At 52.8% G+C, this 18,309-nt stretch carries 17 protein-coding genes; 7 read left to right on the forward strand and 10 right to left on the reverse strand.

From position 1 onward, the window contains the following. Window positions 1–73: 73 nt before the first annotated feature. Window positions 74–1,324: an NAD(P)/FAD-dependent oxidoreductase gene (locus tag K5Y33_RS10795; RefSeq protein WP_192234785.1), complete on the forward strand. Its 1,251-nt coding sequence runs from the start codon at window positions 74–76 to the stop codon at window positions 1,322–1,324. Between the two features lie 90 nt (window positions 1,325–1,414). Here K5Y33_RS10795 and mqo read toward each other — a convergent pair whose 3' ends face one another. Then, the gene (gene mqo / locus K5Y33_RS10800) at window positions 1,415–3,061 is read right to left on the reverse strand and encodes a malate dehydrogenase (quinone) (protein WP_110866851.1); all 1,647 of its coding nucleotides are present in this window, start codon (window positions 3,059–3,061) and stop codon (window positions 1,415–1,417) included. 457 nt (window positions 3,062–3,518) lie between these two features. On the opposite strand from mqo, the gene leuC reads away from it, so the two are divergent. From leuC to K5Y33_RS10820, 4 genes are read left to right on the forward strand one after another with little or no spacing between them, the layout of a single operon-like run. Further along, on the forward strand, window positions 3,519–4,940 hold the full coding sequence (gene leuC / locus K5Y33_RS10805; protein WP_222233916.1) for a 3-isopropylmalate dehydratase large subunit: 1,422 nt from the start codon (window positions 3,519–3,521) through the stop codon (window positions 4,938–4,940). 1 nt (window position 4,941) lies between these two features. After that, a complete protein-coding gene (gene leuD, locus K5Y33_RS10810; protein WP_222233917.1) occupies window positions 4,942–5,577 on the forward strand; it encodes a 3-isopropylmalate dehydratase small subunit in 636 nt (211 codons plus the stop codon). Continuing rightward, window positions 5,574–6,488 carry an alpha/beta fold hydrolase gene (locus K5Y33_RS10815; protein ID WP_222233918.1) on the forward strand — a complete coding sequence of 305 codons (915 nt, stop codon included), beginning with the start codon at window positions 5,574–5,576 and terminating at the stop codon, window positions 6,486–6,488. The genes leuD and K5Y33_RS10815 overlap by 4 nt, the downstream gene beginning before the upstream one ends. A gap of 31 nt (window positions 6,489–6,519) precedes the next feature. Next, complete coding sequence (locus K5Y33_RS10820; RefSeq protein WP_222233919.1) at window positions 6,520–7,482, forward strand: LysR substrate-binding domain-containing protein; 963 nt, start codon at window positions 6,520–6,522, stop codon at window positions 7,480–7,482. Window positions 7,483–7,505: 23 nt separating this feature from the next. On the opposite strand, the gene K5Y33_RS10825 is transcribed toward K5Y33_RS10820, so the two are convergent. Next, window positions 7,506–7,811 (reverse strand): DUF1471 domain-containing protein, encoded by a 306-nt coding sequence (locus tag K5Y33_RS10825; RefSeq protein ID WP_101761538.1) that lies wholly within the window; start codon window positions 7,809–7,811, stop codon window positions 7,506–7,508. A gap of 350 nt (window positions 7,812–8,161) precedes the next feature. Further along, the gene (gene kup, locus K5Y33_RS10830; RefSeq protein ID WP_222233920.1) at window positions 8,162–10,030 is read right to left on the reverse strand and encodes a low affinity potassium transporter Kup; all 1,869 of its coding nucleotides are present in this window, start codon (window positions 10,028–10,030) and stop codon (window positions 8,162–8,164) included. A gap of 348 nt (window positions 10,031–10,378) precedes the next feature. Here kup and K5Y33_RS10835 point away from each other — a divergent pair, with 348 nt between their 5' ends. Continuing rightward, a complete protein-coding gene (locus tag K5Y33_RS10835) occupies window positions 10,379–11,488 on the forward strand; it encodes an SDR family oxidoreductase (RefSeq protein ID WP_192413049.1) in 1,110 nt (369 codons plus the stop codon). A 41-nt stretch (window positions 11,489–11,529) separates the two neighbouring features. Here K5Y33_RS10835 and K5Y33_RS10840 read toward each other — a convergent pair whose 3' ends face one another. The 3 genes from K5Y33_RS10840 to K5Y33_RS10850 form a co-directional block, all read right to left on the reverse strand. Then, window positions 11,530–12,330: a MetQ/NlpA family ABC transporter substrate-binding protein gene (locus tag K5Y33_RS10840; protein WP_222233921.1), complete on the reverse strand. Its 801-nt coding sequence runs from the start codon at window positions 12,328–12,330 to the stop codon at window positions 11,530–11,532. 91 nt (window positions 12,331–12,421) lie between these two features. Continuing rightward, window positions 12,422–13,225 carry an MBL fold metallo-hydrolase gene (locus K5Y33_RS10845; RefSeq protein ID WP_222234325.1) on the reverse strand — a complete coding sequence of 268 codons (804 nt, stop codon included), beginning with the start codon at window positions 13,223–13,225 and terminating at the stop codon, window positions 12,422–12,424. Window positions 13,226–13,366: 141 nt separating this feature from the next. Beyond that, window positions 13,367–13,696 carry a gamma-glutamylcyclotransferase family protein gene (locus tag K5Y33_RS10850; protein ID WP_101761533.1) on the reverse strand — a complete coding sequence of 110 codons (330 nt, stop codon included), beginning with the start codon at window positions 13,694–13,696 and terminating at the stop codon, window positions 13,367–13,369. 134 nt (window positions 13,697–13,830) lie between these two features. Here K5Y33_RS10850 and K5Y33_RS10855 point away from each other — a divergent pair, with 134 nt between their 5' ends. After that, window positions 13,831–14,850: an MBL fold metallo-hydrolase gene (locus K5Y33_RS10855; protein ID WP_222233922.1), complete on the forward strand. Its 1,020-nt coding sequence runs from the start codon at window positions 13,831–13,833 to the stop codon at window positions 14,848–14,850. Window positions 14,851–14,877: 27 nt separating this feature from the next. Here the strand turns inward: K5Y33_RS10855 and K5Y33_RS10860 are convergent, their stop codons facing one another. From K5Y33_RS10860 to K5Y33_RS10875, 4 genes are all read right to left on the reverse strand, one after another. Continuing rightward, a complete protein-coding gene (locus K5Y33_RS10860) occupies window positions 14,878–15,423 on the reverse strand; it encodes an RNA polymerase sigma factor (protein WP_222233923.1) in 546 nt (181 codons plus the stop codon). Between the two features lie 5 nt (window positions 15,424–15,428). Further along, the gene (locus K5Y33_RS10865; RefSeq protein WP_192234801.1) at window positions 15,429–15,872 is read right to left on the reverse strand and encodes a hypothetical protein; all 444 of its coding nucleotides are present in this window, start codon (window positions 15,870–15,872) and stop codon (window positions 15,429–15,431) included. 139 nt (window positions 15,873–16,011) lie between these two features. After that, complete coding sequence (locus K5Y33_RS10870) at window positions 16,012–16,722, reverse strand: SDR family oxidoreductase (protein WP_222233924.1); 711 nt, start codon at window positions 16,720–16,722, stop codon at window positions 16,012–16,014. Window positions 16,723–16,856: 134 nt separating this feature from the next. Next, window positions 16,857–18,227 (reverse strand): amidohydrolase, encoded by a 1,371-nt coding sequence (locus tag K5Y33_RS10875; protein ID WP_222233925.1) that lies wholly within the window; start codon window positions 18,225–18,227, stop codon window positions 16,857–16,859. Window positions 18,228–18,309 lie beyond the last annotated feature (82 nt).

Here is an 18,309-nt window from a genome sequence, read left to right on the forward strand (position 1 = left end):
AATAGTAGTCATCCGGCACCTGATTACTCTTTTCCATGAAAAGATCGGGGTCGATCATCTTTAGGGATCTCACATGTCAGTAGAAAAAATTAATACCGTGGTGGTCGGAGCGGGTCAGGCAGGTATTGCGATGAGTGAACATCTGTCGTTAATGGGCGTGCCACATGTGGTGTTAGAGCGTAGCCGTATTGCTGAACGCTGGCGTTCAGAACGTTGGGATTCATTGGTTGCCAATGGCCCAGCCTGGCACGATCGTTTTCCTTCAATGAAATTCGATAATATTTCCCAGGAAGCGTTCCCACCGAAAGAGCGAATGGCGCAATATTTCGAAGACTACGTAAAAATGCTCGATGCGCCGGTGCGTACCGGCGTGGAAGTCCATTCGGTTGAGCGTCTACCAGAACGTAGCGGTTTTAAGATACTGACGTCGGCCGGTGAATTTGAAGCTGACAATGTGGTGGCGGCTACCGGTCCTTTCCAGAAACCCGCTTTTCCACAGATCGTGCCGGAAAGCGCTGCGCTGCATCAGATCCATTCATCGGCGTATAAAAATCCGCAGCAGCTGCCGCAGGGCGGCGTGCTGGTGGTGGGCGCAGGTGCTTCAGGCTCACAAATTGCGGAAGAGTTGCGTAAATCTGGCCGTGAAGTGACGCTCTCCATCGGCGAACATTACCGTCCGCCACGTTCCTATCGTGACCGCGATTATTGCTGGTGGCTGGGCGCGCTGGGCTTATGGGATGAAGTCAAAATCAAGCCGAAGAAACAGCACGTTGCTTTTGCCGTGAGTGGTTATGAAGGTGGCAAAACGGTCGATTTTCGCCGACTGGCGCACTTGGGCATTACGTTGGTGGGGATCACCAAAACCTGGGATAACGGCGTGCTGAGCTTTGCTGAGGGTATAATGGACAATATTGCGGAAGGCGACAAAGCGTATTTCGACGTACTGCGTGATGCCGATGCCTATATTGAACGTAATGGCCTGGATTTACCGCCCGAGCCGCAAGCATGGGAATTATTGCCAGATCCAGAATGTTTAATTAATCCATTATCAGAACTGGATCTACAGGCCGCAGGTATTACCAGCATTATCTGGGCCACCGGTTTTAAATTTGATTTTAGTTGGCTGAAAGTGGATGCCTTTGATGCTAATGGTGCGCCGTTCCATAAACGTGGTATTTCCGCCGAACGGGGTATTTACTTCCTTGGCTTGCCCAATCTGGTGAATCGCGCATCATCGTTTATTTATGGCGTATGGCACGATGCCAAATATATTGCCGACCATGTGGTTTTACAAAACGCCTACACCGATTATAAAAAGTCGTAAAAATCTCCGTGAGATCGTCGTTAATGGCGCCCCTACAAAAGACAATAAAAAAGCCGGACAGTGTCCGGCTTGATTCACTTCTGGCGGGAATTACAGCGCCATATCCTGTTTGCCTGATTCGGTACGCGGCTTAGCCTGCGTTGGCGCAACCGTCTGATCACCCATGTTGATGACCGGCGGCTTGGTCAACAGCAGCGTCGCTGCGGTGTTGTCCCAAACTTGCTGCGTCAGCGCGGTGTTGCCGTTCAGCTTCTGACCGAAGCTTGGCACGATAGCGCGGATCTTCTGCTGCCACTCTGGCGAAGCGAACTGCTCTGGGAACAGCTTTTTCATCACGTCGAGGGTGATTGGTGCAGCAGTCGATGCGCCCGGTGACGCGCCCAACAGTGCCGCCAGGGTTTTCTGCTGATCGGTCACGATTTCGGTACCCAGTTTCAGCAAGCCACCTTTTTCGGCATCTTTCTTGATGATCTGCACACGTTGACCCGCCTGAATCAGTTTCCAGTCCTCTTTACGCGCGTTTGGATAGTACTCTTTCAGCGCAGCAAAACGGTCGTCGTCATTCAGCATCACCTGACCAATCAGGTATTTCACCAGATCGAAGTTGTCGATGCCCACATGCGTCATCGGCATGATGTTGCTGGTGGTGGTCGCGCTCAGCAGATCGAACAGCGAACCGTTTTTCAGGTACTTGGTGGAGAAGGTGGCGAAAGGTCCAAACAGCACCACTTTCTTACCGTCGAGAGTACGTGAATCGATGTGTGGAACCGACATCGGTGGCGCACCCACAGAAGCCTGACCGTATACTTTTTCCAGGTGACGATTAGCGATCTCTGGGTTCTCGGTCATCAGGAACGAACCGCCGACCGGGAAGCCGCCGTAATTATCTGCTTCCGGAATGCCGGTTTTCTGCAGCAGCTTAATCGCGCCGCCGCCTGCACCGATGAACACGTATTTCGCATCAACTGAACGCTTATCGCCGCTCTTCACATCTTTAATAGTGACGTGCCACGAGTTATCGCCGTTACGCTTGAAATCAGTGACTTCTGACGAGGTTTCCAGCTTGAAGTTCTGATCTTTCTTCAGGCTACCGATCAGCTGACGGGTGATTTCACCGTAGTTTACATCGGTGCCGACTGGCGTCCAGGTTGCCGCAACTTTCTGGTTCGGGTCACGACCTTCCATCACCAGCGGTGCCCATTGCTGGATCTGCTGATGATCGGTAGAGAATTTCATGCCCTGGAACAGGGTGGTTTTCTGTAGCGCATCGTAACGCTTCGTCAGGTACTCGACGTTTTTGTCGCCCCAGACGAAGCTCATGTGCGGCGTCGAGTTAATGAAGGAGTGCGGATCGTGCAACACACCGCGCTGCACCTGCGACGTCCAGAACTGGCGCGAAATCATGAAGGATTCGTTAATTTCCAGCGCTTTGCTAACGTCGATTGAACCGTCTGCACGCTCAGGCGTGTAGTTCAGCTCCATGTTAGCAGAGTGACCCGTACCGGCATTGTTCCAGCCGTTGGACGATTCCAGCGCGACGCCGTCCAGCTTCTCAACCATCAGCTGTTTCCAGCCCGGTTGCAGCTCTTGCAGCCAGGTGCCGAGCGAGGCGCTCATGATGCCGCCGCCAATCAACAGAACGTCAGTTTTTTCTGGTGCATCTTCAGCGCGAACCGCTGAAGAGACAAGCAGCGCTGCCAGCGATAGGGCAGACACGATCTTTTTGGTGTGAGTCATTCCAGTCCTACTTATTATGCAATGCAGGTGAACGTTAAAAATTCGGTTTGCACATTAAGAGATTGTTACGGAATGATTAACTTGTTTTTAGTTAATAAAGTATTGGTGTTAATTAATTAACTTACAAAAAAGAAAATAGCGTGAAATATAAGCAGAAGGGGGAATTAATCGGAGATAAACCGCTTAAGCTGCGCGGTTATTCTTTATATCGGTAGACGCGACTTAGGTCAAATAAAACTCCTGCTATTTTATGCACATTGCGTAGCGTCGCGATTCATCGCGCAATCAATTGCGCCGCTACAAAGCGTGCGCGATGTTTTAGCTGTTCATGGCGACCAACTTACCTACTGCACATTTCATAAAACATCACTTCACGAAGCGTGTTCGTTCCCCGCGCACAAACTGATTTACCCTAACGTCTCTAATGACTTGTTTTACTTTTCGCGTGGGCAACGGCATGGCTAACAAAACACTGTATGAAAAACTGATCGATCAGCATGTGGTTCGTAAGTTAGATGATGAAGGGCATGTGCTGCTCTATATCGATCGTTCGATTCTCAATGAGTACACCAGCCCGCAGGCGTTTAGCGGCTTGCGCGATCACCAGCGTCTTGTGCGCAATCCGGGCACCATTTTGCTGAATGTCGATCACGTTAACCCAACGCGCCCCGAGCGTGATGAGGCGATGACCGACGCGGGCGGACAGTTACAAGTCGATTACTTCCGCCAGAACGCCGCGCATTTTGGCATCGAACTGTTCGATGTGCTTGACCCGCGTCAAGGCATCGAACACGTCGTCGCACACGAGCAAGGCCTGGTAATGCCCGGTATGGTGATTGCCGCAGGCGACAGCCATACCACCACTTACGGCGCGTTTGGCGCGCTCGGTTTCGGCATCGGCACCTCGGAAATCGAGCACCTGCTGGCGACGCAAACCCTGATTTATCGCACCCTAAAAACCATGCTGGTGACGGTGAGCGGTGAGCTGCCGTTTGGGTGTTCGGCGAAGGACATCATCATGGCGCTGATCGAGCAGATTGGCGCATCTGGCGCGACCGGATTTGCCATTGAATTTGCCGGTGTTGCCATCGAAGCGCTGAGCATGGAAGGGCGCATGACGCTGTGCAACATGGCAGTGGAAGCCGGTGCGCGCGGTGCGATTATCGCGCCGGATGAAAAAGTGTTTGCCTATATCGCCGGCAAACCGCAAATGCCGACCGGCGAGTTGTGGCAGCAGGCCGTTGCGGAGTGGCGCGATTTACGCAGCGATGCGGACGCGCGGTTCGATAGCCGCATCGCCATCAACTGCAGCGATCTTGAACCCAAAGTGACATGGGGAATAAGCCCGGATCAAGCCAGTGCCATTACCGGCCACGTGCCCGACCCGGCGCAGGAAACAGATGCGGTGAAACAGCAGACGCTGCGGAGCGCGCTGAAATATATGGGGCTGGAACCCGACACGCCGTTAGCGGAGATCGCCATCACGCATGCCTTTATTGGTTCCTGCACCAACGGGCGCATTGAAGATCTGCGCGCTGCCGCCGCGATTATCGACGGACACAAAATCGCCCCGCACGTACGCGGCATTATCGTGCCGGGATCGACACAGGTGCGTCAGCAAGCAGAAGCGGAAGGTTTAGCCGCGATTTTCGTCAACGCCGGTTTCGAATGGCGTCAATCAGGCTGCTCAATGTGCCTGGCGATGAACGAAGATGTGTTAGCGCCCGGCGATCGCTGTGCATCCGGCACCAACCGCAATTTCCCTGGCCGCCAGGGCGCGGGTGCGCGCACGCACTTAATGAGCCCGGCGATGGTTGCCGCCGCCGCTATTGCCGGCCATCTGGTTGATGTCCGCAAATTCATGACTGCAGAGGTTTGAGATGGAAGCATTTAACAACATGACGGGCACGCTGGCGCCATTACCGGCGGCCAATATTGATACCGATGTGATCATGCCAAAGCAGTTTCTCAAAGGCATCGATCGTAAGGATTTGGATCGCGGTGTGTTCTTCGACCTGCGCTTCCTGCCCGACGGCCGTCCAAATCCCGCTTTCATTCTTAATCAAGCCGGTTGGGAAAACGCCACCTTCTTACTGGTGGGCGCCAATTTCGGCTGTGGATCCAGCCGCGAACATGCGGTTTGGGGACTTAATCAGCTCGGCATCCGCGCCATTATCGGCACCAGTTTTGCCGGCATCTTCGACGATAACTGCCAGCGCAATGGCGTTTTGACGCTGACGTTAAGCGAAGAGGATTATCAGCGCCTGAGCGCGGTGGCGAACGATGCCACCAGTAATCGCATTACCGTGTCGCTGGAACAACAGGCGATCCTCTTCAATAATCAACGCATTGCCTTTTCGGTCAGTGCGTTGAAACGCGAGATGTTATTGGGCGGCGGCAGCGCGGTGGACTGGACGTTACAGTACGAATCTGACATCACCCAGTTTGAAGCGCAGCATTTTGCCCAGCGTCCGTGGCTGAAGCGCGATCAAATCCAACAGGATGCACCAGCATGAGTGAGATTATGCCACGCGGTGATTCACCCTTTATCAGCGGCTTTACGCTGAGTGATGTGCGTCTGGCGAACGGCGTGACGCTGCGCGTTGCGATGGGTGGCGAAGGTCCGCCACTGCTGATGCTGCACGGACATCCGCAAAATCATCTGGCGTGGCGCAAAATTGCGCCGCAGCTGGCGCAGCAGTATCGCGTAATCCTGCCGGATCTGCGCGGTTACGGCGACAGCGACAAGCCGCCGAGTGATGAGACGCATCGCGCTTACTCGAAACGAGTGATGGCGCAGGATATCAGCCTGTTAATCGAGGCGTTGGGATTAGAGCGCGTGGCATTTGTCGGGCACGATCGCGGTGCGCGCGTGGGCCATCGGCTGGCGCTTGATCATCCGGAAAAACTTTCCTGCTGCGTGTTTGTTGATATTGCGCCGACCGCGACCATGTACGCCTTAACCAACAAAGCGTTTGCCACGCGCTATTTCTGGTGGTTCTTCCTGATTCAACCTCATCCATTACCTGAAACCCTGATCGGCCACGATCCGGCATTATTCCTGCGTAAACACATTGATGGGCAATTAAAAACGCCGGGCGCCACCGAGGAGGTCATCTTCAACGATTACCTGCGCTGTTATCAAAATAAAGAGATGATTCACGCGGTGTGCGAAGATTATCGCGCCGCGGCGACGATTGATTTAGACGATGATGCGCAGGACAGCGCTAAACGCATTGAAGCGCCGCTTCTGTTGTTATGGGGAGAAAAGGGCACGGTTGGCCAGTTATATAACGTGGTGGAAACCTGGCGGGATAAAGCGCGCAATATTCAGGGCAACGCATTACCTTGCGGTCATTCACCGCATGAGGAAGTGCCTGAACTGTTTTTAAGTCAGCTTCAGCGCTTTCTGGATTCTGTGTTATAACCGGCTAAATTTCGCTAACGCCGTGATGGTGATGAAAATACTGCTTGCCGGAAAAAGTTATCAGAAGCCGCTTCAGGGTTGGCCGTCAGTCGAAGATCTGTATGTCTTTATCAGCGTAGCGCGCTATGAAGGTTTTGGCCGCGCTGCGATTGAGCTTGGCCAGTCGCCATCCTACATCAGCAAGCGGATTGCCATCCTCGAAAAGCAGCTGGAAACCCGGCTGTTTTTCCGCACCAACCGCGTGATGCGCCTGACGCCAGAAGGTGAAAAGGCGCTGGAAGGCGCGCTGCAAGTGGTGCACGAAATGGATTCCTTTCTGAATAACTTCCAGCAGTGGCGCGGCGAATTGACCGGCGATCTTACTGTGGCCTGCTCATTTGGTTTTGGTCAGGATTATTTGTCCGATGCGATTGCCGAATTTATGACGCGCCACCCGTCACTGAATATCAAACTGATGCTCAGCGATCGCGATATTGATTTATTGCAGTCAGGCACTGACGTGGATATTCGGGTGGGCGATGATGTGAATCACTCCTACATTGCGCGAAAATTAGCCGCCAATCGGCGTATTCTTTGTGCCTCTGCAGATTATTTAGCCCGGTCGCGTCCGCTGGAGACGCTGGATGATTTAATCGATCACAGCTGCCTTATTATTAATGAAAATAATAACACGTTTGGCCATTGGACGTTAACCGATGGCGAAAATAAAATAGTTTGTCGCCTGAATAGCCATTACTCATCGAATAGCGGAAAAGTGATTCTGAATTGGGCATTAAAATCGCACGGCATTGCGTTGCGTTCTGCCTGGGATGTGGCGCCGTATTTAAGTGAAAACCAATTGGTGCATGTTTTGCCGCAGTGGTATCAGGAAGCGAATGTCTGGGCGGTTTACACCCAACGCGCTTCTGAATCGCCACGCATTAAAGTGTTTATTGATTTTCTTGTCGACTATTTTGTAGAAAAAAGCCTGCCGATGATGAAGGGCAGGCTGTGATTTAAGCAGATAGAAGATAAACATTAGCCATAAGCCACTTTGCTATTGATGTGATAAAGGGTGGCAGTGGCGGCCATGACGTGCTGACCATCGTGCGCCGGTTCGTGGGATTCCACTTCGGTGATGTGATAACCCACCGCACCGGCAGCAACGGCTTTCTGCACAAAGGCGTCATTCAGCTCTTCCATTGAAGTCGCCCAGCTCACCGAAGTAAAGCCTACCGGATGAATCGATGAAAGTTCGCGATGGGTTAAATCGCCGCGAATTAAAACCGGTTTAACAGATTGCGGTGTGAAAATAGATATTACGTCATTAATTAATTGTTTCATGGCGATACTCCTCGCAAATAATAACTGAGCCAATGGCCGCAGCTACGAATTTTTCAATTGTTGGTAATGTGCTGACACCCTAAATGTTTACGGCGAGTGATGATTGCCGGTGAAGTTAATAAACACCTTTTCAAGTTAAGCGTTTTAGCTTTAATTGCTAATTAGATGTTAAGAAAGATTCAGCCACAACTCATTCAACCTTACGCGACTATTTTTGCATCTGGTTACATTTGGTGTGTTAACCCTAACAGTCGACAGGAGGTTGAATATAACGCCTGAACAGTAGCGGCGCGATTTATCGCGCAATGAACTGCGCCGCTACAATCCCTGCGCTTTATGTCATCGGCAGATTAAAATTCGCGCTGCCCGCCCAATTCAATGACCCGATTCGGTGGGATATTAAATTGCTCATGTGCGCGCTGCGCATTGCGCTGGCAGAAGTGGAAAATACCGCCTTTAATGCGCATCAAACCTTTTCTCTTCTTCATCACCAGCGTGTCGTGCGAGGTAAAGAACGAGGCTTCATTGACGGTACAACCCAATCCTTCCAACCCGCACAAATGCAGGATCTCGGCCATCGATGGCGTCTCGCGCCAGCCGTAAGCGGCGGTCACTTGCCAGAACGTTGGCGCCAATTGAGTGATGCTCAGACGCTTCTGGTTGTAGACGCGCGGGATATCGGTGGTGCGAATATGCAGCAGCACCACACGTTTATGCAGCACGCGGTTGTGTTTAAGGTTATGTAGCAGCGCCTGCGGAATCTCATGCTCTTTACGTGAGAGGAAGATTGCGGTGCCCGGCACACGACTGGGCGGATGGGTTTCCAGCGATCGCACCAGCGCCTGAAGGCTCTCAGGATCGTTATTCAACTTGCGGATCAGGCGATTACGCTCGCTGCTCCAAATGAGCATCAATCCCATCATGCTCAGCGCCAGCAGCACCGGCACCCAACCGCCGGACAGCAGTTTCATCAGGTTAGCGCTGAACAGCGGCACATCAATGCTTAACATACACAGCAGGAAAACCAGCGCCACCGGCAGCGGCCACTTCCAGTTACGCAGCGCTACCACGCCCGCCAGACACGCGGTGATCACCATGGTGCCGGTCACCACTATGCCGTACGCCGAAGAGAGCGCTGATGATTGTCGGAACGCCAGCACAATCACCGTCACCGCGACAAACAGCAGCCAGTTCACCACCGGAATATAGATCTGACCGGATTCCGTGTGCGAGGTGAAGATGATGCGCATCGGCGGCAGAAATCCCTGACGGATCGCCTGATGCGTCAGCGTATACACGCCGGTAATCACCGACTGCGCGGCGATCACCGTGGCCAGCGTTGACAGCACAATCAGCGGGATCTGTCCCCAACCCGGCGCGAGATTAAAGAACGGGTTATTGAGAGCCTGCGCATCGGCAATTACCAGCGCGCCCTGCCCAAAGTAGTTGAGCACCAGCGCGGGCATGGCGATCACCAGCCAGGCCATGCGAATCGGCGCTTTGCCCAGATGTCCCATATCAGCGTACAGCGCCTCCGCGCCGGTCACCGCCAGCACCACCATGCCCAGCGCGGCAAACGACAGCGCTTTGTGGCTAAGCAGGAACGTCAGCGCATAGGAGGGATTCAGCGCGTAAAGCACTTCAGGATTATGCAGGATGCCGCGAATGCCTAACAGGGCAATCGACACAAACCAGACAAACATCACCGGGCCGAAAACCTTACTGACCTTCTCGGTGCCGTGTTTTTGAATCATAAACAGCAGCGTGAGAATCGCCACTGCCAGCGGCACCACATATTTATCCAGCTCAGGTGACACCACTTCGATACCTTCGATCGCCGACAGCACCGAAATCGCCGGCGTGATCACGCCATCGCCGTAGAAGAACGCGCCGCCAATCAAGCCCGCTAATACAATGATGTGCGAGGCTTTCTGCCCAACATGCTGGCGTGCCAGCGACATCAGCGTTAATACGCCGCCTTCGCCATCATGATCGGCGCGCATCACAAAGCAGACGTATTTCAGCGTCACGATCAGCGTCAGCGCCCAGAAAATCAGCGACAAAAATCCCATCACTGCGGTGGTGGAGACGGCGCCATTAGGCAAAATGGAGAGGCACTCTTTAAGGGTATAAAGCGGGCTGGTGCCGATATCCCCAAACACGATCCCCGCAGCCGCCAGCATGCCAGCAGGCAAGGACTGTTTTTCACTTTGACTCATAGATTTCCTGTGTTTTATCAGGGTTGAGGCTAATGAGGGCGAACATACCTGTTTGCGACCGAAGCGAACAGTGGCAGGCGAATTTACGTACAGCATTTTTACGCGTAACGCCGATATTTTTACACCATTTTTATATCGCGCTCATTTTTCACGCTGAGCGTAGTGGAATATTTGACTGCGCACTGAGGCCCAAATATCACATTTGAACATATATAAACCAATGCTCACTGGAGCGGTTTTACCCGCAGGAAAGCACAGGGCATTTATTCATCATTTACCCACGCGAGCATAGATTCGAGCCAGCTAAATGCACAGTTTTTCCTGTAACGAACCGGTGGGTTAAAAAATATGAATACAGTACTCATAACGGGTGCAACTGGATTTTTGGGCGGTGCGGTCGCGGTTAATCTGCTCAAGAAAAGTGATCATTACCGACTACTTTTATTAGTGCGGGCTAATAGTCAAGCTGCAGGATTAGATCGAATTAAGGAAAACCTGATTAAATTTGGCGTTGAAGCCGGTCAATTAAACAGGCTCACCCACGAGAACATCTTAATAGGCGATCTTGCTGAGCCGGAACGGTTTATTGACGATGCGCGCTTGACCAAGGTTACGCATGTGCTTAACTGCGCCGCTGTCGCCTCGTTTGGCGCGAATCCCCTGATCTGGAAAGTCAATGTAGAAGGCACCTTCGCATTTGCCAGTCGCATGGCGCGGGTGAAAGGACTCAAGCGTTTTGTGCATGTCGGTACCGCTATGTCGTGTGCGCCCGAAGCCAATTCGCTGGTGGTAGAAAGTGAGTTGAATACGCTGCGCGAACAACACGTTGTGGAATATACGTGGAGTAAAGCGACGGTTGAAAGAATGATGAGCGAAATGTTACCTAATCTGCCCTTAGTCATCGCGCGACCATCCATTGTGGTGGGGCATTCGGACTGTGGCTGTGCGCCGTCGCCAAGCATTTTTTGGGTATTTCGCATGGTGCTCACGTTAGGCAAATTTATGTGTGAGCTGAATGACCGTATTGATGTGGTGCCGGTCGATTACTGTGCCGATGCGCTGGAGTTGTTATTGACGGCTCCCAACGTGGAGAAAACGATTATTCATATTTCAGCGGGTGAAAATAGCAGCGTCACGTTTGCTGAGATTGATCAGGCGATGGCACAAGCCTCGGGACACGTTGCGGTGGCCGAAACGTATCAGAAAGTGAATTACCGTGAACTGGCAGCGAGCAGGAGCTCATTTTCTTCGCTGTTTGGTCCCTGTAATGAACGCATCTTATTACGCGCCATGAATCTGTATGGACATTTTTCAAAACTGAATGTGGTGTTCAGCAATGAAAAATTGCTGGAGCTGGGTATGCCGCCATCGTCAAAGTTTACTGACTATTTGCATCATTGTGTCGCTTCAACGCGTAATGCAACTATTGCGGAGTTGATGGAGGTCGATTTCAAATAAGCTGAAACTGCGCAGTTAATATCTGCGCAGTTTTCGCCAATTTACCAGCCTTTAATAATGTCGCCTTTGTAGATCTCGTTGGCTTTATCCAGCACTTCCTGTGACTGGAAGGCTTGTTTCAGCTTCTGCACGTTGGCGCTGTCTTTATTATCTTCACGCGCCACAATCGCATTCACGTAAGGTGAGGCTTTGCCTTCCATAAACATGCCGTCACGCGAGGCAGAGAGATTAACCAGCGCGGCGAAGTTGTTGTTGATGATCGAAAGATAAACCTGCGGATCGTCCAGCGTACGCGCCAGCTGCGGCGTATCCACCTCAACAATTTTCAGCTTCTTCGGATTGTCGGTGATATCCAGCGTGGTTGGCAGCAAGCCCGCTTCCGGTTTCACTTTGATCAAGCCCTGCGCCTGCAACAGCAGCAGGCTGCGGCCGAGCGTGGTGGCTTCGTTGGAGAGGGTCACGGTGGCGCCGTCAGGCAACGCTTTCAGCGATTTTATCTTGCGCGAGTAACCTGCAATCGGGAACACGAAGGTGTTGGTGACCACGGCGAAGTGGTAGCCGCGCTCTTTGGATTGCATCTCCAGATAAGGCAGGCTCTGGAAGGCGTTGGCATCGACATCTTTGTTGAACAGCGCTTCATTCGGCTGCACGTAATCATTGAAGGCCACCACATCGACATCCAGCTGATATTTGTCGTGCGCCACTTGCTTCACGGTATCCCACAGCGCCTGGTCTGGTCCGGTATTAATGGCCACTTTGATTTGATTTTCATTGTCTTTGTTGCAGCCACTAAGCAGCGCCACGGATGCAGCCAGCAGCGTCGTGAGTAAAATTTTCTTCATTGCGCGGATTCCCTTTTAACGTAGGGAAGGGACTATAATGGATGTTTAGACGTCTGTACATCCATCCACAGCGCGTTTGCTTACAATTCGTTCAGGAGAGAGACTTCTGCAAGCAGGCAATATATTTCTCGCCCGACTGCATCACGATCCGCTGCGCGTCAGTGAGAATTTGGCGATGCTCGAATGCGCCGTATAAGCGCGAAAATTTTAGCGCCGCCAGCCGACGCATAATATCGCTTACCGTCGCCGCCGGTAACGGCAGCATATTTGGATAGCTCCACATAAATGACACCGCATCCGCGCCGGGCGTAACTTGCACGATATCGCCACTCAACAGCACGCCGTCATCGTGCGTCCAATGCAATACGCATCCGCCGGCAAAATGTCCGCCAAGGCGAACCAGTTTCACTTCCGGCACAATTTCCAGCTCGTCATTTTGCCAAAGATGAATATGCGGGCTGTCGCGCATAATCCATTGACTATCGTTAGCATGCAGATAGATCGGCGCGTCGAATGCCGCTGCCCAATCCTGCATGGTGCTGTAATAGTGCGGATGCGAAATAGCGATGGCGTGAATACCGCCGAGCGCGATAATAATCGCTTTGGTGGCATCATCGAAATTAGCGATGCAATCCCACAGAATATTGCCGTGCGGCGTTTGCAGCAGAAACGCGCGTTGATTAATAGCAAAGCTGGGCACGGTTTGCAGACTGAACACGTTGGCAGCGTGCTGCTGCCATTTATTGCAGTGTGTGGCTTGCAGGCTGTGCAGTGAAGTCCATTTTTGCCCGCTAGCCGGCACAAACTGTCGTTCATCTTCACATATTTTACAGTGTTCGATTTGACTCTGTTGCTCATCGTAAGATGTGCCGCAGGCGGTGCAGACTTTGATCATCATGAATTCCTCTCGTCTATTTGAGATTCATTCTAGAAGCCGAAATCAGGACGCGCGCAGATCATTACAGATTGTATTGAGGACGTTGCACCGCATTGGAGTTGGAAGAGGAAATCGGGCGTAAATACTGGCATTGTGAAGTTAAAGTTGCGGCTGCAACTGATAAATCCACGCCGTGATCAGCTCGCCATTGCTGGTGGTGACATCAACTTCCACGCGATCGTAGCCATCTTCAAACTCATCGAGCATCGGCCAATGCGGTTCAAGTTTCTCTGAGATAAACAGATAACCCGGCACGCGTGGGCCGTTTTCCTGCAACACAATGCCGGGGAAATCTGCTGCTGCGCCCCAGCCGCGCTCATAAAAGGTGCCAGAAACCGTTCCCGCCAGCCATTCGCCACCGATGTTTTCCAGAATATGCGCATTTGAATGGCCGGGCTGGAGCGTACCGTAAACAAATAAACGTTTCATTTTCCCTCATAAAATCAAGCAAAAGCGTTACTTTAACTCTCGGCGTTAGCGAAGTCATCAACCGCCCAATATGCGATGTGCGTTGCCGTAAAAGTGAATATTCTGAAGGACCCGGGATGAGAGGTAAAAGATCAATGTTGAATAGTTCGAGCATTTGTCGCTGCAATATAAAACGCTATCCGCAATCCGCTCAGTTTGATGGCAAAAGGTTTAACAATAAGATCCCACGCCAGCAGTTAGGATTAACTGAGTTCGCCAAACTATTCTGGGATTTTGCCTTTAACAAACCGAAAAATACCGCACCTGAATCTGCGCTGCCGCTCATCAAACTCGACGCGCAGCAACTTGCGGCTGCGGCGGATAACAGCGTATTTCGCCTTGGCCACTCATCATTGCTATTTAAAATGCAGGGCAAATACTGGCTGACCGATCCGGTATTTACGCAGCGTGCTTCGCCCTTTACGTGGTTTGGCCCGAAACGCTTCCAGCCTGCGCCGATTGCGCTTGAAGATTTGCCGCCCATTGAAGGGATCATTCTTTCGCATGATCATTATGACCATCTGGATTATCACACCATTTTGCAGCTTAAAGATCGCGTGCGCTATTTCCTGACGCCGCTGGGTGTCGGTGATTTACTGATATCCTGGGGCGTTGCGTCGGAAAAAATCACTCAGCTGGATTGGTGGGAATCAAAGAATATCGGCGGTATTCAATTTGTCGCTACGCCATCGCAGCATTTTTCTGGCCGTGGCATGTTCGACATTAATAAGCGGCTGTGGTGCTCATGGAGCATTATCAGCGATGATTTCCGCCTGTTCTATGGCGGGGATTCCGGTTATTTCGATGGTTTCAAACAGATCGGTAATAAATTCGGCCCGTTCGATATGGCCTTTCTGGAAAACGGCGCTTATGACCGTCGCTGGGCCGATATTCATATGCTGCCACAAGACACCATCAAAGCCTTTATCGACCTCAACGCGAAATGGCTGTTCCCAATTCACAATGCCGCTTTCGATTTAGCGTTTCATGCATGGAATGATCCGCTTAATCAAATCGTGACGCTGGCGCAGGAACAGCAGATTAATGTGTCGATGCCACAACTCGGGCAGGGCGTGCAATTTTTGCAGCCGCAGCAAGAGAAAAAGTGGTGGTAAATGATGCCCGATTGCCAGGCAATCGGGTTATCCGGTTATTTCGTCATACAGGTTACGCAGGCGCGTGCGTAGAAATAGCACCGCTTTGTGCTTGCGCGATAATAACGTCTGCACGCTGCTGCCGCTCTCTTGCGCCAGCTGGTTAAAGCTGTAGCCGAGCAGTTCGGTTTTCTCGAATACCTCGCGCTGCGCGTCAGGTAATTCGGCTAAGGCTTCTTCCAGTTCTTCCCACAGCAGCGTTTTCAGATACTCATCTTCTGGCGTCTGCGGCACGCCAAATAAAGTCTCTGCCAACTCATCTTCCGGAAAATCCTGCTCTTCGCGACCACCAAAATAATCAGCCAGCGGCAGCTCACTTTTTTTCCGCGCCCGGTCGGTCATTTCATTGCGTGCCGCACGGAACAGCCAGGCGGCGACATTCTCCACCGGCTGTTCCACCTGCATCAGCTTATAAGTGACTTCCTGCAAGATATCGTCGGCATCTTCACGTACCGCGGTTCGCCCGCGAATGAACGCATTTAGCTTAGTGCGGCAGGCGGTGATTGCCGACATCAGCAGTGAATCCTGCGCCATCACGCTTACCCGGCGTCGCTGGATCTGGGCGGATTATTCTCTGGCTGCGGACGCGTTTCACCTCGCTCATCACGACGACCATGCCAGTCGCAACGATCGTGATGACCACGATGACCAAAGCGATTGCGGCGATGCTGCATAAACTCTTCGCGTTGTTCCGGCGTCATCTGCATCCAGCGTTCGTGCATGCGGCGACGCGCCATGCCGAACATGCCCGGACGGAATCCCAAACCGCCAAACAAGATGCGGCACAACGCCAGCAAGCCCAGCGCCTGCCAGAAACCGATGCTTTTCACACCGATGATGCCCGGCAGCAACGCATTCCACAGCGACATCACCAACAAGCCCAGCGCGGCGATAATCACCGCGCCCATCAGCAGCGGTTTCGCCAGGCGATGACCGCCAAAATGCTCCCGATGACCGTGTCTGTGCATATCAAAATCTCTCATTGTTTTGTCCTCATGACATTAACGGATAACTGCTGGTGATGAGGTAGACGAATGAGCAGTGAGAATATTGCTAAAAAAACGTAAAAAAGAAAAAGGCCGCCGGATGGCAGCCTCGCGTTATGGATTTTTCACTGCTGAATCAGCGCCTGGCTTTATCGCGGCGTGGACGAATCACAATATCTGCAATCTGCATATCTTCCGGGCTATCCACAATAAACCGCACGGCGCGCGCCACTGAAGCTGCATTGAGATACTCCTGCGGATTGATCGGCGCATGATTACCCGCGCGGGCACGCGAGGCTTGATTCATCGGCGTATCGGTTGGGCCGGGCGCGACTGTCGCGACCCGCACGCCATGTTCGCTCTCTTCGCTACGCAGCGCATGCGCCAGCGCGGTAAGGGCAAATTTGGAGGCGGAGTAAATGACGTGTCCCGCTAACGCCAGCGTCCCCGAACCGGAGTTGATAAACACCACTTTGCCCTGCGAGGCGCGCAGGGCGGGCAAGGTCAAGCGCGTGAGTTCTGCAGGCGCAATGACATTAATGTTCAGGTGCTGTTGCCACAGTTCTGGCGTGGCGGAGAAGGTGGTGCTGAGAATCGAGATCGCCGCCGAATGCACCAACACGTCAACTCGTTCCAGGGTGGCGGTGAACGCGGCCACGGCGGCAAAATCTGTGATATCCAGTGCAAGCGGAATCACATTGGTGACCTGTTCTAAAGCCTGCAACGTTTGCTGATTGCGCCCAATCGCGTAAACCTGATGATCGGCCGCCAATAACTTCACGGTTTCCAGGCCAATGCCGCTGTTGCCGCCGGTGACAATCGCGACCGGTAATGCTGATGCTGTCATAGGTTCCTCTCCTGTTGATGATTTCAAGCTATGGAAAAGGATGGCCGCAGGCAAATGCCGAAATTGACTATGAATTGCTGGCTTTCGCCATACAGCTTTTTTAGGGTGCGCATTGATGCGCACCAGGTCGATATTTACACCTTTTTCAGGCTGCCAAACGTCTGTTTGCCGCTAAAGAACGTCGCCATCACCGGCGCGATGTGCGCAACAGCTTCCGCAGAGCAACTGGCGTTAACCAGCATCATAGTGGCGTGGTCCTGCGCTTTCGGCCATTGCTGTTCGCCGTGGCTATTCAGCGGCAACACCTCGTTGGTGGCGATACCCAACGCGCGGCTCAGAGAATACTCATCCGGCCCACGATAGAGCTGCGAATAGACGTTGGCTTTCTCCAGCATGCTGCCGCTGCCAAAGGGCTGCCAGTGATCGGCGATGGTGTCGGTGCCCGACCACACCGGCACGCCAGCGGCGCGCAACTGCGGCAGCGGCATGATTACGCGACCAATCGGTACGGTGGTGGCGATACTAAACTGCTGCTCTTTTAGTTCCTCAATCATCGCCGTCAGTTCGTTACCCTGTAACGTCCCCAGGGCAAAGGCGTGGCTGAGGGTGACTTTGCCTTTCAGCTGCGGATTGTCGCGCACCGTTTTCAGCATGTAGCGGATCGCCGCCACACCGTGCGGTTCGGTTTCGTGCAGATGAATATCGATCGGTGCGGCGAAGTCGAGCGCGATGCTGAACAGGGTATCCAGTGACTTTTCCATCGCGCCGTCAACGTTGGTTGGATCCAGTCCACCGACATAGTTCGCGCCCATCTTCATCGCTTCGCGCATCATGCCTTCGACGTTTGAGCGAAGTAATCCGTGTTGTGGGAAGGCGACAATGTCGGCATGAAAATCATCACGATGGTTGGCAATCGCCTGCTGCAGATGCTCCAGACCGTGTAATTTGCTGACCGGATCGATGTTGCAATGGCTGCGTGCAGAACCGCTGCCTTTGGATTGCAGCAGGCCAATCAGTTTCCCGGCACGGATTTCAGAAGTGGGCAGCAGTTCGGGCAGGATCTGCTCTTCCTGATGAATCATATCAATCACGCTATGGCGCGGCAGCGGGGCGCGCCAGCTTTCGCCGTAAAAGGTTTTATCGAGATGAATATGCATGTCGCGCGTGGCGGGCAGCAGCAGATAACCTGCGGCGTCCCACGTTGGCAGATTAAGGCTAACGCCCGCAGGATGAACGGCGGCAATCTTGCCAGCGCTCACCTCGACATCATACAAACCGGTTTGCGTGGCGGTGATCACATCTTTATTGCGGATAAAGGCTTCTTCCAGGCGCACATTGCGCAGCAAAAAGTGCGTGGCATCAACGCGGCTGGCAGGCGCCGGTTGGCAGGTTTCTACCGCCTGAATGCTGCGGCTCATGCCCGCGCTGAGTAAGGTGCCTGCGGCGGTGAGTTTCATGCCGGCGGAGAGAAAATCCCGGCGATTGCCGGGTGATAAGAGGCTCATGAATTATTCTCCTTGTAGGGGAGAATAACCCTAAAATAGCCGCTGGCAGGGCGCTGCGATATTTTCCACTGCTGGCTATGGT

Origin of the sequence: Pantoea sp. DY-17 (assembly GCF_019795975.1) — a bacterium.
Lineage (GTDB): Bacteria > Pseudomonadota > Gammaproteobacteria > Enterobacterales > Enterobacteriaceae > Pantoea > Pantoea leporis.

Bases quoted from the DNA above. Each gene is read 5' to 3' on its own strand.
- K5Y33_RS10825 (WP_101761538.1), bottom strand. From the start codon at position 7,811: ATGAAACAATTAATTAATGACGTAATATCTATTTTCACACCGCAATCT.
- K5Y33_RS10845 (WP_222234325.1), bottom strand. From the start codon at position 13,225: ATGATCAAAGTCTGCACCGCCTGCGGCACATCTTACGATGAGCAACAG.
- K5Y33_RS10875 (WP_222233925.1), bottom strand. From the start codon at position 18,227: ATGAGCCTCTTATCACCCGGCAATCGCCGGGATTTTCTCTCCGCCGGC.
- kup (WP_222233920.1), bottom strand. From the start codon at position 10,030: ATGAGTCAAAGTGAAAAACAGTCCTTGCCTGCTGGCATGCTGGCGGCT.
- K5Y33_RS10870 (WP_222233924.1), bottom strand. From the start codon at position 16,722: ATGACAGCATCAGCATTACCGGTCGCGATTGTCACCGGCGGCAACAGC.
- K5Y33_RS10840 (WP_222233921.1), bottom strand. From the start codon at position 12,330: ATGAAGAAAATTTTACTCACGACGCTGCTGGCTGCATCCGTGGCGCTG.
- K5Y33_RS10835 (WP_192413049.1), top strand. From the start codon at position 10,379: ATGAATACAGTACTCATAACGGGTGCAACTGGATTTTTGGGCGGTGCG.
- mqo (WP_110866851.1), bottom strand. From the start codon at position 3,061: ATGACTCACACCAAAAAGATCGTGTCTGCCCTATCGCTGGCAGCGCTG.
- leuC (WP_222233916.1), top strand. From the start codon at position 3,519: ATGGCTAACAAAACACTGTATGAAAAACTGATCGATCAGCATGTGGTT.
- K5Y33_RS10855 (WP_222233922.1), top strand. From the start codon at position 13,831: ATGTTGAATAGTTCGAGCATTTGTCGCTGCAATATAAAACGCTATCCG.
- K5Y33_RS10815 (WP_222233918.1), top strand. From the start codon at position 5,574: ATGAGTGAGATTATGCCACGCGGTGATTCACCCTTTATCAGCGGCTTT.
- K5Y33_RS10850 (WP_101761533.1), bottom strand. From the start codon at position 13,696: ATGAAACGTTTATTTGTTTACGGTACGCTCCAGCCCGGCCATTCAAAT.
- K5Y33_RS10795 (WP_192234785.1), top strand. From the start codon at position 74: ATGTCAGTAGAAAAAATTAATACCGTGGTGGTCGGAGCGGGTCAGGCA.
- leuD (WP_222233917.1), top strand. From the start codon at position 4,942: ATGGAAGCATTTAACAACATGACGGGCACGCTGGCGCCATTACCGGCG.
- K5Y33_RS10865 (WP_192234801.1), bottom strand. From the start codon at position 15,872: ATGAGAGATTTTGATATGCACAGACACGGTCATCGGGAGCATTTTGGC.
- K5Y33_RS10820 (WP_222233919.1), top strand. From the start codon at position 6,520: ATGAAAATACTGCTTGCCGGAAAAAGTTATCAGAAGCCGCTTCAGGGT.
- K5Y33_RS10860 (WP_222233923.1), bottom strand. From the start codon at position 15,423: ATGGCGCAGGATTCACTGCTGATGTCGGCAATCACCGCCTGCCGCACT.